Origin of the sequence: Limnohabitans sp. JirII-31, from assembly GCF_002778315.1 — a bacterium.
Classification (GTDB): Bacteria; Pseudomonadota; Gammaproteobacteria; order Burkholderiales; family Burkholderiaceae_C; genus Limnohabitans.
Genome location: NZ_NESA01000001.1, coordinates 412,232 through 426,003 on the forward strand (window position 1 = coordinate 412,232; position 13,772 = coordinate 426,003).

Below are 13,772 nucleotides of genomic sequence, written 5' to 3' on the forward strand. Positions count from 1 at the left end.
AAAACTTCAATATAAATGATCAGTGATGTCTTGTGTTTGATACGTGTCAAGCGATAGTGTGATCTTTCCGGTGTAGGCTAGAGCCATGAGTCAAGAACCTGTTGATGTCTTGCCGGGTGAACCTATGCCTGGCAACCATGCCCCGTCTTCTCCCATGGCTTTGCGTCGCGTGGCCATTGATACCTACCACGAGAACGTCGTGTACTTGAACCGCGACTGTGCGGTGTATCGAGCGGAAGGTTTTCAAGCGCTGTCCAAAGTGGAGGTGCGTGCCAACGGAAGAAAAATATTGGCCACGCTCAACGTGGTGGACGACGGATCTATTGTGGGCTGTGGCGAAGTGGGCCTGTCTGAAGATGCCTTTGCGCAAATGGGTGTTGACAACGGGCACACAGTCTCCGTATCTCAGGCCGAACCCCCAGAGTCGATGGGTGCCTTGTTTCGCAAGATCAATGGCGAGCGGTTGAATAAAAACGATTTTTTGGCCATCGTGCGTGACATTGCGCATCACCACTATTCGAAGATCGAGCTGACCGCTTTCGTAGTCGCCACCAACCGAGGTGAGATGGACCGCGATGAGGTGTTTTATTTGACCGACGCGATGGTGGCGTGCGGCCGTCGTCTGGATTGGCGCTCCAACCTGGTGGTCGACAAGCATTGCATTGGCGGCATTCCTGGCAACCGAACCTCGATGTTGCTGGTGCCCATCGTGGCTGCGCACGGCATGTTGTGCCCCAAGACCTCGTCACGTGCCATCACATCCCCTGCGGGCACGGCGGACACCATGGAGGTGTTGGCCAATGTGGAGTTGCCGTTTGACCAGTTGTCCGACATTGTGCGAGATCACCATGGCTGTTTGGCCTGGGGGGGCACGGCCGATTTGTCACCTGCCGACGATGTGCTGATTTCAGTGGAGCGGCCTTTGTCGCTCGATTCGCCAGCGCAGATGGTGGCCTCCATCTTGTCAAAGAAGATTGCGGCGGGTTCGACCCATTTGGTGTTGGATATTCCCATCGGGCCCACGGCCAAGGTGCGCTCCATGCCCGAGGCACAGCGCTTGCGCCGACTGTTTGAATATGTGGCGTCGCGTATGCATTTGTCTTTGGACGTGGTGATCACCGACGGTCGGCAACCGATTGGTTTTGGCATAGGCCCTGTGCTGGAAGCGCGCGATGTGATGCGTGTGTTGGAGAACGACCCACGCGCCCCGAACGATTTGCGACAAAAAGCCCTGCGCTTGGCCGGGCGGCTGATCGAGTGTGACCCCGATGTGCGTGGTGGCGAAGGCTTTTCGATTGCCCGCGATATTTTGGATTCTGGCCGCGCACTGTCTTGCATGAACGCCATCGTCCAAGCGCAAGGCTCCAAGCACTTCAACCACAACCAACCGAAATTGGGCGCCTTGACTTTTGAGGTGCTGGCTCACGCCAACGGTGTGGTGACAGGCATCGACAACCTGCACATCGCACGGGTGGCCAGATTGGCCGGCGCACCCAAAGTGCAGGGCGCTGGGGTTGACCTGGTTCGCAAGTTAGGCGATGCCGTGTCGATGGGTGACGTGTTGTACCGCGTGTATGCCGACTTCAGCACCGATCTCGAATTTGCCCGGCAACTCAGCAACAAGTTCAGTGGTTACACCGTGGGTGGCGTTGAAGACTTGCCACATGTCTTCGTGGAGTTCTGATGGCCGACAGCACGTGTTTGTTGTATTTCGAAGATGAGGCGAGAGCTGCCTTGCACTTGGCCGATGTTGCAGGCATGGTGCCGCAACTGGTGCAGCGTCACCGTTTTCCAGATGGCGAACTCAAACTGCGTCTGCCTGCGACCTTGCCTTCTCGGGTGGTGGTGTTGCGCAGCTTGGCGTATCCGAATGAAAAACTGGTCGAGCTGATGCTGACTGCCGACACCGCACGCGAACTGGGTGCCCAGCACCTCACACTGGTGGCCCCTTACTTGGCCTACATGCGTCAAGACATTGCCTTCGTGCCGGGTGAAGCCGTGAGCCAGCGCATTGTGGGACGTTATTTGGCGTCCATGTTTGACGCCTTGGTCACCGTGGACCCGCATTTGCACCGTATCGCCAGTTTGGACGAGGTGATGCCTGGCTGCACAAACACCGTGCTCAGCGGCGCGCCTTTGTTAGGCGATTTGATTGCGCAGCGTCGCACGCATCCGTTTCTGTTGGGCCCAGACAGCGAGTCCGCACAGTGGGTGGCTCGCGCTGCGGCCGCGCACGGCTTTGAGTTTGCGGCCTGCGAAAAAATTCGTCATGGCGATCAAGCCGTTGAGATTGCCATGCCCAACATCGATGTGCGTGGACGCGCCGTGGTGCTGCTCGACGATGTGGCCAGCAGCGGTCGCACCCTGGCACGCGCCGCGCAGCTGGCCTTGGCTGCTGGAGCGGCCAGTGTGGACGTGGCGGTGACGCATGCCTTGTTTGCGGGCGATGCTTTGTCGGTCCTCATGGCAGCCGGTGTCACCGAGGTCTGGAGCACCGACTGCATTGCGCACAGCAGCAATGCGGTCAGCGTGGCACCTGCGATTGCTCAGGCGCTGTCACGCGGGGGCCGTGCCTAAACGAATCAGACCGTACAGCGGTCCCCCTGTGAACGGGGCTGTGAGCAACTCGGTGAGACAGCATGCCATGCCATAGGCTTCGGAGACACTGCGTTGCTCAAGCATTTCCAGCCCAGGAAAGGTTTGTACGAACTGCGGCACATGGCGCATGCCCCACATGAACTCTGCGCCTGTGTCTTTGACGCTTGGATGCAGGCAGGCCGTGCCGATACCCACCGGGGAGATGAAATCAAAAACGAACTCGGAGCCAGGCGGCGCGTTGTCACTGATTTCCTGCAACACCGCGTGTACTTGCGTCGGTTTCAAATACATCAACACGCCTTCACAAATCAGCAGCACCGGTCGGCCCCGCTTGCCTCGGGGCAGTTTCAGACGTCGCCACCAGCCCGGGCGCGCGATGTTGAGTGTCTGGTGCCGACAGTGAGGCGGCAGCACATGAAAAATTAGCTGTCGCAGTGTCATCACTTCGGGCAGATCGGCATCTAGCCAGCGGTTTCGGCCGTTGTCAAACCATTGGAAGTAGTTGGACAAACCAGCGCCCAAGTTAACGCCTTGGCTGTTTGGATGACGCCCAAAGAAGTCGAGCCCCATGCGCTTGATGGCCTGCGTGCGCCACAACACGTTGAGCACCGTCATCCAGTCATTCAGGTAGGTCTGAACGTTCGTGTGCAGGGCTTCGAGTACCTCATTCGCGCAGACATCGTGTGGGTCGAGTTGCGGAAACAAGCTGGCCCCTCTGGCCCGTGCTGCCAGCGGGATGAGCAAGGTGCTGGGAACTGCCCCCAGCTTTTGCCACGCCAAGTGATGTCCGGGGAGTTGCAAGGGGAAGTGTCCCTTTGATGAAAGCTCCATTCTGACCAGGGGCCCACGGTGCCATATTGATTCATATCAAATCAATAGAAGAGTCTGGCTTGGTCTGTGTCAGCGTTTGATGAACCGCAGGGTGAAGCGGTCGCTCTCGCCAATGGCTGTGTATTTTTGCCGGTCCTTGTCTTTCATACGGTAGGCGGGCGGCAAAGTCCAGACACCCTCTGGATAGTCTTTGGTGTCTTTGGGGTTGGCGTTGATTTCTGAGCTGGCGTCGAGCTGGAAGCCCGCTTGCTCAATCAGCGCAATCGCCAAGTCCTGGCGTACATAGCCCGAGGTGGTTTGTTCGGCCTGTGTTTGGTCGTTGCGCCCTCGGTGATCGACGATGCCCAACACGCCACCGGGTTTGAGCGCCAGGTGAAAGGCTTTGAGGGATTCTTGCAACTCGTTGCGTGCCATCCAGTTGTGCAGGTTGCGAAAACTGATGACCACGTCAACACTCCCTGCGGGCGCAATGGGGTGGTGGTCTGCTCTGAATTGGGTGACCTTCACCTGGTTGTACAAGGCGGGTTCGTCTTGGAGCCGTTTCAACAACTTTTGATGGTCTGCCAAGTATTCAGGCAGCGAGGCATCGCGATCTGCGGCAATGTACAAGCCTTTGTCTCTGAGCCAGGGGGCCAGAATTTCCAGGTAATAGCCGCTGCTGCCAGGCAATATTTCAACCACCGTGCTGTTGGGCTGAATGCCAAAAAATGCCAAGGTTTCAGCCGGGTGGCGAAACGGATCGCGCACCACATTGCCCGATGAGCGGTGGGGGGCCGACAGCAAGGGCCGAAAGCTGTCTGGTGAGACTGTGTCGGCCAGGGCGGCCCCGCACAGAAGACTCACCAGTGCGCAGAGTTGACCGATGGATTTGAAAAATCTAACCATGTGCAACTTAATCGAGTTTGATGTTTGCCGACTTGATGAGCTTGGACCACTCCACCAAGTCTTCGCTGATTTGTGTGGCAAATTCTTCCGGTGTGTTGGCCACAGGCTCCATGGCGTCGGCATAAATACGCGCCTGAAACTCAGGGCGCTTGATGATGGAGGCCACGTCGTCGTGGATTTTTTTCACCAACTCTTTGGGCATGCCAGCCGGGCCCATGAAGCCATACCAGGCGTCGATGCGAAAGCCGGGCAGTGTTTCGGCAATGCTGGGCACCTGTGGCATGGCTTTGGAGCGCTTGGCGCTGGTCACTGCAATGGCTTTGAGCTTGCCGCTCTTGGTCAGTTGAATAGAAGCCGTGATGCCGCCAAAAATCAAGGGCACGTGGCCTGCCATCACATCGTTGACACCTTGACCAAAGCCTTTGTAGGGCACGTGTGTGATGTTGACATCTGCCATGTGCTTGACCATTTCCATGGACAGATGCTGTTGCCCGCCTGCACCCGATGAGGCGTAGGTGATTTTGCCGGGCTGCTGCTTGGCCATGGCAATCAGGCTCTTCATGTCATTGGCAGGGAAATTGGGATTGGCCAACAGCACAAAAGGTCCTGTGGCCGCGTTGATGATGGGCGTGAGATCTTTGGTGGCGTTGTACGGAATGTTGTTGAACAGATGCGGTGCGATGGTGATGGTCGCGTCGGCGGCAAACAGCAAGGTGTAGCCATCGGGGGCGGACTTGGCCACAAAGTCGGTGCCAATCGTGCCACTGGCGCCAGTCTTGTTTTCAACCACGACAGATTGTTTCCACAAGTTCGAGAGCTCTTGCGACAAGATGCGTCCGTAAATATCAGGCGTGCCACCGGGCGGAAACGTGACGATCACTTTCACAGGCTTGTTGGGGTACGACTGTGCGAGGGACAAAGATGGGGCGAGGGCCAAGGCACAGAGCGCAGCCCAGCTCAAACACAACAACCGACGGCAAGATTTTTTCATCACGAACTCTCAGTCCATTCAAGGTGGGGGGCAAACAAGTTGCTGATCCTAAAACACGCGCAGGCGAGGGCGGTGTCGCCATGGCGCTTGGCCCCCATCTTGGTTTGGACACCCACACTAGGTTCGCTGGCGAACAGACTGCACATGTCCCCGCCTTTACTGTCGGGCCACAGAGTCAGCAGTTGGCACTGGCGCGCTCTCAGGGCGTTGCAATACCAGCATGGAGAAATACGTGGTCACACAAATCAAAAGCTCAGACATTCGCAAAAAACCGAAGGTCTCAACACCCAAGAGCACCCCAAACCGCGGCCCACGTCGGACAGTGCCCCTTGAGGATGACTTGCAAGACGCCGCGTACACCGAGGCGCATCGCCCAGCCCAGCCAGACCGCTTAGCGGCTGGCGCAACGCCTCGGCTCAGCCACTTGGTTGCACGTGGCAAAGACTTGGTGTCGGGTGACGCCACCTCAGTGGCCACGGCTGCGGCCATCGTGGTGGGGGCAGCCTTGATTGAGGTGGAACTCATTCCTGGCCTGATCATTGGTGCCGGTGCGGTGTTGCTGAGCAAATTTTTTCCTGAAATGGGCGACTACGTGCGTCCCGCCATCAAAGGTGCCATACGTGCAGGCTTTGCCATGACGCAAAAGGCACGGGAAGTGATGGCGGAGACCAGTGAGCAAGTGCACGACTTGGTGGCTGAAGTGATGCTGGAAGAAAAGCATCCCCAAGCCACCCAGAAGACGCCGCCAAAGCCAGCCAGCGCTGCCGTGCCAAAGGCTTGATGTGCCGCAGACCGACCACAGGGCCGTGCGCACGGTCCGCATTGCGCACCATGTGCCTGGTCGCATGCGGCTCAAGGTGTTGGGAGTTCGCGCAGAGCCAGAATTTTTTGCGACGGTTCAACACGTGATCGCTGGCTTGGAGGGAGTCGACAAGGTGCGCGTGAATGCGGCATCGTCGAGCATCGTGATCGACTACAGCCCGGCTGACACGGTGTTTCACTTCCGCCTGCAAGACGATCCAGATGTCAACAGTTGGCTCAGCCTACAAGGCGATGATGCCTTGCTGGCGGGCATTGACGAGGCAGTGGTCACCGGTTCACACTATTTGGCACAGCATTCGCGTTTGGCTGAAGACTTGGTCTCGGGCGCAGAACAACTGGATGTTCGGTTGCGCCGTGCAAGCGACGGTTATCTGGATCTCAAGCTGTTGTTGCCATTGCTGTTTGCGGCGGCCACTTCGATGCGTCAGGCACGTGGCAGGGGCACACCCATGTGGCTGAGTCTGGGTACTTTTGCGTTCAACACCTTCATCTCGCTGCACCGCAACCGCATCTATGCACCGGTGGTCAAGGTTGTGTCAACCGGCCTTGCGCATGCACGAACCAAACCTTAACGCCAGCCTCGCGCTGACTCGTGCGAGCTACCAGGTATTGCATGAAATGCCAGGGCGCTGTCGCATCCGCGTGGCCCGTCTGCGCATGGATGCCACCGTGCGTGAGCGCATCAGCGAGCGCTTGACCCACAGCGCCTTGGTGTCGAGCTTTCGTCTCAACCCCGCGTGCGACTCGGTCACCATCGAGCATCTGGGGCAACTCGACGCGCTGTTTGACATGCTCTTGCAACCCCTTGTGATATGCGTCACATCGCCCGACAAGCAGACGACAGAGATCCAAAGCACACAAGGTGAAGCCAACCCGTTTCGTGCCATGGCTTGGGCCAGCACGGCCTTTGTGCTGGGGCCAGCAGGCGGCTTTGGCTTAGACCTGTTGTTGATCGTGCTGACCGGTTTGCCTATTTGGCGTCGTGCCGTGAGCACGATGGTCAACGAGCGCCGCTTGAATGTTGATTTCTTGGATGGCCTGGCCTTGGCCATTGCGGTGCTGCGCCGCCAGCCACGCACAGCTGCCTTGATGGCGATGATGGTGCACCTGGGCGATGTGGTGCGGGAGCTGACCGCACGTCAATCGCGTGGCCACATTCGTGAGTTGCTTGATTTCCAGACTGTGCAAGCCCGGCGCCTGGAGGCTGATGCCAGCGTGACGCTGATTGCAGCGCAAGCACTGCGTTGCAACGACATGGCGCTCATGCTGGCAGGCGACTTGGTGCCTGCTGACGGCATGATCAGCAGCGGCTTGGCCTCGGTGGATCAGCGCCACATCACGGGTGAGTCGGTGCCCGCCACGCGCCGTGTGGGTGACATGGTGTTTGCGGGCTCATCCATTGTGGAAGGCGCCATCACCGTGCAGGTCACGGAAGTCGGTGCTGCCACGGTGGTGGCCAAGATCGTGCAGGTCATTGAATCGGCCCCTGTGGGTGAAACGCGCATTCAAAACTATGCCGAACAGTTTGCCGACCGACTGGTGGCACCGCTATTAGGTGTGAATGTGGCCATGCTGGCACTCACCGGCAATGTGGACCGCTTCATGTCTATGGCCATCGTCGATTACGGCACTGGCATCCGGGTGGCGGCCCCCACCAGCATTTTGTCGAGCATGACGCGCGCTGCACGGCAGGGCATTTTGATCAAGAGTGGCCACCATGTGGAGCAGTTGGCCACGCTGCGCGGCATGGCTTTTGACAAGACGGGCACCCTGACTTGCGGCCATCTCACAGTGCTGGATGTGCGGCCCATGCATGCGCGCATGAGCGCCGACCGCGTGCTGCAACTGGCCGCTGCGGCGGAGACCCAACTGCGCCATCCGGTGGCACGCGCCTTGGTCTTGCATGCCGAGCGCACGCGCGGGCTTACCTTGCCGCTGTGCGACGACGTTCAGTTCATCATTGGCATGGGGGTGACTGCGGTGATTGCGCGCCAACGTTTGCATGTGGGCAGCGAGCGTTTTTTGCGCAGCCTGGGCATTGCCACGGGCAAGGCTGCCAAGTACTTGGCGGAGGCCGAGCGCCATGGCGACATTGCGCTGTTGGTCGCCTTGGACGACAGCTTGATCGGTGTCATTGCGTGTAGCGACACGCCCAGACCCGAAGCCCGCGCAGTGGTTGACGGACTCCGAGCGCGTGGTGTGCAGCACATTGTGATGCTGTCTGGCGACCGCGAAGGCGTGGCCCGACGCGTGGCAGAAAAAGTGGGCATTGACACGGTGTATTCAGAAATACTGCCGCACGACAAAGCCGAGATTGTCCGCACGCTGCGCCAGCAATACGGGCCGTTTGCCATGGTGGGCGACGGTGTGAACGACTCGCCCGCTTTGGCCCAGGCCGATGTGGGCATCTCGCTGGTCGATGGTGCCGACATTGCGCGTGCCGCAGCCGATGTGGTGCTGATGGAAGAGGGCTTGCATTTGTTGCTGCCCACCATGGACATTTGCCGCGACGGCATGGCCTTGGTGCGTCAAAACTTCAGTTTGATTGCAGGGGCCAACACCTTGGCTTTGGCGTTGGCGGTGCCCACCGGTCTCATGTCGCCCATGGCCTGTACGCTGCTCAGCAATGGCTCTGGGTTGCTGGCCACTCTCAATGCCATGCGCCCCTTGCTGGCTTCCAAGAATGGCTGATGTTCATATCTTGCGCAAGCATGCACTGGGCTTGCTGGCCATTCGAAAAATTGCGTTCAGGTGGGCAGAGCTTGCGGAGGCCGAGTACGGCATGCGCTGTGTGTATCAGGAAGGCCGGGCAGCCGACGAATTGTTTTTTACTGGAGCAGGTGTGCAAGGTCACTTGGTAGCAACGCGCAGCAAATTAGAAATCAAGGTTGAACTTGGCATTTTGCTGCGTGCATTCAAATCGAGCATTGAACAAGAGATGGTGAAAAACATCGACGCGCTTCTTCCTGCAAAGTTGTCGAAGTAGAGCGCGTCATGGTGGTTCAGTTCACGGTGCTGAAATTTCCACCATGATCTCGTTGCGTCTGAACATGGGCAGTGTCCAAGGAGGGTCATACCTTGCGAGTTGTGGTTTGCCGACGACTGTGAGCGATTTTTGATGGGCCCATTCAAGCGCCTCTTCGCTTTTTTTCTGAACTCTCGCGAGCGTGTTGAACCCCGAGTATTTGAGGACTACAAAGTGCTTGCTTGGAATTTCTCTCAAACTCACAGCAGGGTTCTTGGGCTGTGGAATGTTGGCCAAGTTGTACTGGCTAGGCATCACAAAATGAATGCGCCATTTGTTGGCGGTTTGCATATTTGTTTCTGCTGACGCGGGCTGTGCCGTGACAGATGCCGTCATTGAAATTTTGGAAGACTGTGGCTCGACCGTGACAGGGGCTGTCATGGCGATTTTCGACCTTTGCGTGGACTCAGGCAGTTGGTTGTTTCCAAAAATAAAGTCTGCAATGAGCCGAAATCCTTTGCCAGAAGCTTCATCCATATCGCCTTCTACCAACGTCTCGGCAATGAGGCTGGGTGCGTAGTGTCGAATTTCAAATGGATCTTCGGATGAAATGACGTTGTATGTCGGTTCTTCGATGGCCATGGCAGGTCCAATCCAGCAAAGGCTCAGTATGAGGCTTATGCGCAGCAGTGTGTTTTTTTTCATGTCATCAAGCATGGCGCTGATCCTCACGCAGATCAATGCCTTCATGCTGGGCAATTTTTTCAAGTGCGTTTTCAAACAGCGAACGGGCAGAACCTGAAATAGATCGGAGGTAGGCGTGCAGGTGGGCATCCTCGGTGCTGTTGTTCAAACACGCTTGGCTGTATTCCTCAAAACTTGCGAGCTGTGAAATCAGCTCCGCGACATGCCTGGGACATTCGCACAAGACTTGGGTGGAGATGCTGGCCACTCGGCTGAGTGTTTCCTCCGAGTATTTGCGTGCGGCAATCACGGCACCGCTTGTTCCGAATTGTTGTGCGTGGTCGCGGTCTGCTAACAAAACGGATTGCAGCAATTCGGCCAGCTCACTGTCTGAAATCGGTTCGCGCCTGACGATCAAGCCTGAAAATTTCATCGCTTGGACCACGGACTCCGGCGCAAAGTTGTAAATGACGATGGTTTGCGCAAACTTGTGTTGATCAATCAGGGCTTGAATTGACGTGTGAACATTGGTTTGCAGAGTGTTGACTTTGATCAACAAGACTTGTGGTGCGTCGGACAGTTTGGCTTTGCTTGCCGCATCCAGATCCATCCACACGTTCGTGACCTTGAGTCTGTGTTGCTGCAAACCCGCCGCAAACTTGGTGGATTCAATGCGATTGGCCATGCTCAGACCCACGACACCCAGAGACACCGGTTGTCCGGGTGTCACCAAGCGCTTGTGGGCGTTGTGGGGCATGTTGCTGATGCGCCTGAGTTGCTCCAAATCCAAGTGGGCCACCGCGCTGATGGCATGCCCCGCATGAGAGAGCTGCTTGAGCAGCAATGCCTTGGAGACATCGTGCTCTGCAAACAAACGCTGCTTGCCTGTTGTCTTGATTGGGCTGAACGCGCCGTAGCGCGTTTCCCAGATGCGCAAAGTGGAAACGGGAATGCCTGAGGTCTTGGATACCGCTCCAATTCGATAGAGGGCAATGGTGGCGTGGTGTGGTGTGTTCAACGTTGCACCTTTGAGTAGATGTTGCGTAGATTATTGTTCGAAATGTCGATAATTTACCAAATATTTAGATTTTGCGTAGATATATGGCTGAAAATCCTACTCATTAGGAGTTAAGCCATGATTTCGAAGAAAACAATCAACGCCATTGAAGTTTGTGTCTTCCTCGCAGGGCGGCGCAACGTCGGTTATGTCACCACGACAGAGCTGTCCCCCAGGCTCGACCTGTCCATCTCTTACCTGGAAAACATCCTCAAGCTTTTGAAGGACCACAAAATTGTGACTTCTATGAAGGGGCCTGGCGGCGGGTACATGATTCAGGGCGATGTGTCTTGCATCTCCATGTGGGATATCGCTTTGGTGTTTGAGCAAACTCTCGATGGCGCACTCCCTGACCACGAAGACAAGCGGTCTAAGCCTGCAAGCTACGAGCTGGGTCTTGAACACGTCATCAAGGACACGTTGAGCAAATTCACCTTGTCAGACTTTGCGGACACATCCTCCGCCGTGATGAAGTCCTACGCACAAGAGATGGGTCGTTTCCATTTCAAGCCATTGGCTGCACCGTTCATGCCAAAAGCTCCCAATTCGGTGTTCCAACTTCACATGACGTTTTGATGCGCAGCCAAAGAAATTGGCTGAGTGATTGAGCTCATGAACCTAGCTAAGATTTTTTGGTGCTTGTGCATATTTTTGTGGATGTCGAGCGAGGGGATCGCACAAAACAAGCCGGTAACTTCTGAGCTGTTGGAGGCTGAAGTCAGTCAATTTCGGCGTACCGGTACGTATGCAGAGGTCGAAGCGACGTGTCATCGCTTTGCAAGCACATATCCTGAGGCGGTTCGTTGCGTCAGCATTGGGCGCACGGCGGAAGGGCGTTCCATCATGGCCTTGGTCGTCAGCCGCAGTGGCGCTTTGACGCCCGATCAGGCGCAACGCATGAAGGTGCCTGTGGTGTTGGCCATTGGAGGGACGCATGCGGGTGAGATGGACGGCAAGGATGCGGGGTTGATCGTTGTTCGAGACTTGTTGAAAAAAGTCTCTTCTGACGACCCGCTCAAACATCAAGTCTTTTTGTTTGTCCCCGTGTTCAATGTGGACGGGCATGAGCGTCCCAGTCCCTTCAACCGACCCAATCAAAACGGCCCCAGCTTGCAAGGCGAGCGGGTGACCGCACAGCGCATCAACCTCAACCGCGACTGGATATTGGGCCAATCATCCGAGATGAATGCCATGCTGCAATTCATCGCCGATTGGGATCCATTGCTGACCCTGGATTTGCATGTGACAGATGGCGTTCGCTTTCGTCACGATGTTTCGTTGTCCATGTCGCCCATGTTCGGTGTGGACGATGCATTGCGTGAAGTGTCAGATCAGTTCTCTGTGGACATGATGAAGCGCCTGTCTGCCAGCGGCCATCGTCCCCTGGACTTCACGCCGGTTTTGCTGGATTTTGAAAATCCGCGTGCGGGCATCATGCGTGATGCAGATGCGCCTCGGTTTTCGCATGTGTACGCCGTATTGCGCAATCGCATGGGCATCTTGGTGGAAGACCACGCTTGGGATCCCTATGCGCAGCGCGTGAAAACCAGCCACGATGTGTTGACCGCTGCACTGGATCTCATCGCCAAACAAGGCAAGCAGTTGTTGGATGTTGCACTTCAAGCGGATGAGAAATCCGAAACGATGTACAGCCAAGCTGTGGCCCTGGACTGGCACAACATGCTTGAGGCAGGAATTGACATTCCTACGGGGCAAGCCAATTTGTTGGGTTACGAATACACCACACACAGCGATGCGCCTGTGGTCGGCGGTCGCCACATCACCTACCATTTGCAGAAACCCACGGTGTGGCAGGTGCCTGTGTATGGTGATATTCAACCTGTCAACGAAGCCATCGTTAGTTTTCCTCAAGCGGGTTACATCATTCCAGCCGGATGGGCTTCGGTGGTGTTGCCCTACCTGCAAAAGCACCACATCACCTACCAGGTGCTGACGAAAAATATGCAGGGCGTCGATGTGCAGGAACTGCATGTGGACCCCGAGAGCATTTCCTTCGAGTCGCGAACTTTTCAAGGGCGCTTGCGAACTCAGATCAGCGGTGAATGGGTGACGGCTCAGGTCAACCTGACATCAGGCTCACTGTATGTGCCCATTCGACAGGCGCGTGCATTGCTGGTGGCGCATTTGCTTGAACCCGTTTCGCCTGACTCCTTGTCGCGCTGGGGTTTGTTCAACACGGCCTACGAAATTACAGACCACATCTCCAACCACAGACAGCTGCAAATTGCGCAGTGGATGTATGCGCAAGACCGACGTATTCGGGAAAGATACGGTGAAACACTTCACAAAAAACTGTCGGCGTTGCGGCAGGAATATCAAATACGCATGGACCGGGATGAACGCTTTCACGAAGATCCCGAGCAAAGAATGGACTTTTGGATCAGCCAAATCCCGTACCACGACCCAACGTTCAACAAGTACCCGGTGATGCGTACCGATCACTTGCAGAGTTCCGCATGGTTATCTCGTGCTGAATCAGGCCACTGATCTGCGTTATTGAGGAAAAAAATGCGCATCAAATTTTCACAAAAGTTGGCAACTCTCACACCCGGTGACGTATCGGCCGTGATTCAAATGGCGTGGGAGGACAGAACTTCATTTGAGTCAATCAAAGAGCGCGTGGGCCTGTCTGAATCTGACGTTGTACGCTTGATGCGTCACGAACTTAGCCCCAGCTCATACCAGTTGTGGCGCACGAGGATGAAGGGGCGAGTCACAAAGCATCGTGCGTTAAGAAGCCCGAAAATGAAATTCGATGACCGAATGATTGCAAATCATCGGCGTGCCAATTGCTAATTCAAAACGATCGGAGCTCCACATGACAAACGACCCTAGATGCTGCGGAACCGGCACTTGCATCATCAACGATGAAGGCCTTTGCTGGTGCGGTCAACAATGGGATGGCCAAAAAATGTGTT

The 13,772-nt window shown here is 56.2% G+C and carries 14 protein-coding genes; 9 read left to right on the forward strand and 5 right to left on the reverse strand.

Annotated elements, in window-relative coordinates; all coding sequences use genetic code 11:
- The first annotated feature begins 154 nt into the window (after positions 1-154).
- Both B9Z41_RS02020 and B9Z41_RS02025 read left to right on the forward strand, forming a co-directional pair.
- The gene (locus B9Z41_RS02020; protein WP_100145094.1) at positions 155-1,684 is read left to right on the forward strand and encodes a thymidine phosphorylase family protein; all 1,530 of its coding nucleotides are present in this window, start codon (positions 155-157) and stop codon (positions 1,682-1,684) included.
- Entirely contained in the window at positions 1,684-2,577 is an 894-nt protein-coding gene (locus B9Z41_RS02025; protein WP_100144463.1) for a ribose-phosphate diphosphokinase, read from the forward strand. The genes B9Z41_RS02020 and B9Z41_RS02025 overlap by 1 nt, the downstream gene beginning before the upstream one ends.
- On the opposite strand, the gene B9Z41_RS02030 is transcribed toward B9Z41_RS02025, so the two are convergent.
- The 3 genes from B9Z41_RS02030 to B9Z41_RS02040 form a co-directional block, all read right to left on the reverse strand.
- Positions 2,557-3,399 carry a class I SAM-dependent methyltransferase gene (locus tag B9Z41_RS02030; protein WP_233202464.1) on the reverse strand — a complete coding sequence of 281 codons (843 nt, stop codon included), beginning with the start codon at positions 3,397-3,399 and terminating at the stop codon, positions 2,557-2,559. The two genes, B9Z41_RS02025 and B9Z41_RS02030, sit on opposite strands and share 21 nt — an antisense overlap.
- A 99-nt stretch (positions 3,400-3,498) precedes the next feature.
- Positions 3,499-4,314 carry a class I SAM-dependent methyltransferase gene (locus B9Z41_RS02035; protein ID WP_100144467.1) on the reverse strand — a complete coding sequence of 272 codons (816 nt, stop codon included), beginning with the start codon at positions 4,312-4,314 and terminating at the stop codon, positions 3,499-3,501.
- Between the two features lie 7 nt (positions 4,315-4,321).
- Entirely contained in the window at positions 4,322-5,305 is a 984-nt protein-coding gene (locus B9Z41_RS02040) for a tripartite tricarboxylate transporter substrate binding protein (protein ID WP_100144469.1), read from the reverse strand.
- 232 nt (positions 5,306-5,537) lie between these two features.
- On the opposite strand from B9Z41_RS02040, the gene B9Z41_RS02045 reads away from it, so the two are divergent.
- The 4 genes from B9Z41_RS02045 to B9Z41_RS02060 are packed head-to-tail and all read left to right on the forward strand — an operon-like array spanning position 5,538 to position 9,113.
- Positions 5,538-6,086 (forward strand): DUF5132 domain-containing protein, encoded by a 549-nt coding sequence (locus tag B9Z41_RS02045; protein WP_158236119.1) that lies wholly within the window; start codon positions 5,538-5,540, stop codon positions 6,084-6,086.
- Position 6,087: 1 nt separating this feature from the next.
- Complete coding sequence (locus B9Z41_RS02050) at positions 6,088-6,699, forward strand: cation transporter (RefSeq protein ID WP_100144473.1); 612 nt, start codon at positions 6,088-6,090, stop codon at positions 6,697-6,699.
- Complete coding sequence (locus B9Z41_RS02055) at positions 6,680-8,818, forward strand: heavy metal translocating P-type ATPase (protein WP_158236120.1); 2,139 nt, start codon at positions 6,680-6,682, stop codon at positions 8,816-8,818. The genes B9Z41_RS02050 and B9Z41_RS02055 overlap by 20 nt, the downstream gene beginning before the upstream one ends.
- Before the next feature lie 10 nt (positions 8,819-8,828).
- On the forward strand, positions 8,829-9,113 hold the full coding sequence (locus B9Z41_RS02060) for a polyhydroxyalkanoic acid system family protein (RefSeq protein WP_233202465.1): 285 nt from the start codon (positions 8,829-8,831) through the stop codon (positions 9,111-9,113).
- Between the two features lie 21 nt (positions 9,114-9,134).
- Here the strand turns inward: B9Z41_RS02060 and B9Z41_RS02065 are convergent, their stop codons facing one another.
- Together B9Z41_RS02065 and B9Z41_RS02070 are read right to left on the reverse strand one after the other, a co-directional pair.
- Positions 9,135-9,809, reverse strand: coding sequence for a heme-binding protein (locus B9Z41_RS02065; RefSeq protein WP_233202466.1), 675 nt, complete (start codon positions 9,807-9,809; stop codon positions 9,135-9,137).
- A complete protein-coding gene (locus tag B9Z41_RS02070; RefSeq protein WP_100144479.1) occupies positions 9,802-10,794 on the reverse strand; it encodes a MerR family transcriptional regulator in 993 nt (330 codons plus the stop codon). The genes B9Z41_RS02065 and B9Z41_RS02070 overlap by 8 nt, the downstream gene beginning before the upstream one ends.
- Positions 10,795-10,911: 117 nt before the next feature.
- Here B9Z41_RS02070 and B9Z41_RS02075 point away from each other — a divergent pair, with 117 nt between their 5' ends.
- From B9Z41_RS02075 to B9Z41_RS02085, 3 genes are all read left to right on the forward strand, one after another.
- Entirely contained in the window at positions 10,912-11,409 is a 498-nt protein-coding gene (locus tag B9Z41_RS02075) for an Rrf2 family transcriptional regulator (RefSeq protein ID WP_100144481.1), read from the forward strand.
- Between the two features lie 81 nt (positions 11,410-11,490).
- Entirely contained in the window at positions 11,491-13,341 is a 1,851-nt protein-coding gene (locus B9Z41_RS02080) for a M14 family zinc carboxypeptidase (RefSeq protein WP_233202488.1), read from the forward strand.
- Between the two features lie 21 nt (positions 13,342-13,362).
- Positions 13,363-13,650: a TIGR03643 family protein gene (locus tag B9Z41_RS02085; protein WP_100144485.1), complete on the forward strand. Its 288-nt coding sequence runs from the start codon at positions 13,363-13,365 to the stop codon at positions 13,648-13,650.
- The last annotated feature ends 122 nt before the right edge of the window (positions 13,651-13,772 follow it).

What these genes read in the sequence shown, in the direction of transcription:
- B9Z41_RS02020 (WP_100145094.1), top strand. Translation starts at nt 155, where the DNA reads ATGGCTTTGCGTCGCGTGGCCATTGATACCTACCACGAGAACGTCGTG.
- B9Z41_RS02025 (WP_100144463.1), top strand. Translation starts at nt 1,684, where the DNA reads ATGGCCGACAGCACGTGTTTGTTGTATTTCGAAGATGAGGCGAGAGCT.
- B9Z41_RS02035 (WP_100144467.1), bottom strand. Translation starts at nt 4,314, where the DNA reads ATGGTTAGATTTTTCAAATCCATCGGTCAACTCTGCGCACTGGTGAGT.
- B9Z41_RS02040 (WP_100144469.1), bottom strand. Translation starts at nt 5,305, where the DNA reads ATGAAAAAATCTTGCCGTCGGTTGTTGTGTTTGAGCTGGGCTGCGCTC.
- B9Z41_RS02055 (WP_158236120.1), top strand. Translation starts at nt 6,680, where the DNA reads ATGCACGAACCAAACCTTAACGCCAGCCTCGCGCTGACTCGTGCGAGC.
- B9Z41_RS02065 (WP_233202466.1), bottom strand. Translation starts at nt 9,809, where the DNA reads ATGCTTGATGACATGAAAAAAAACACACTGCTGCGCATAAGCCTCATA.
- B9Z41_RS02075 (WP_100144481.1), top strand. Translation starts at nt 10,912, where the DNA reads ATGATTTCGAAGAAAACAATCAACGCCATTGAAGTTTGTGTCTTCCTC.
- B9Z41_RS02080 (WP_233202488.1), top strand. Translation starts at nt 11,491, where the DNA reads ATGTCGAGCGAGGGGATCGCACAAAACAAGCCGGTAACTTCTGAGCTG.
- B9Z41_RS02085 (WP_100144485.1), top strand. Translation starts at nt 13,363, where the DNA reads ATGCGCATCAAATTTTCACAAAAGTTGGCAACTCTCACACCCGGTGAC.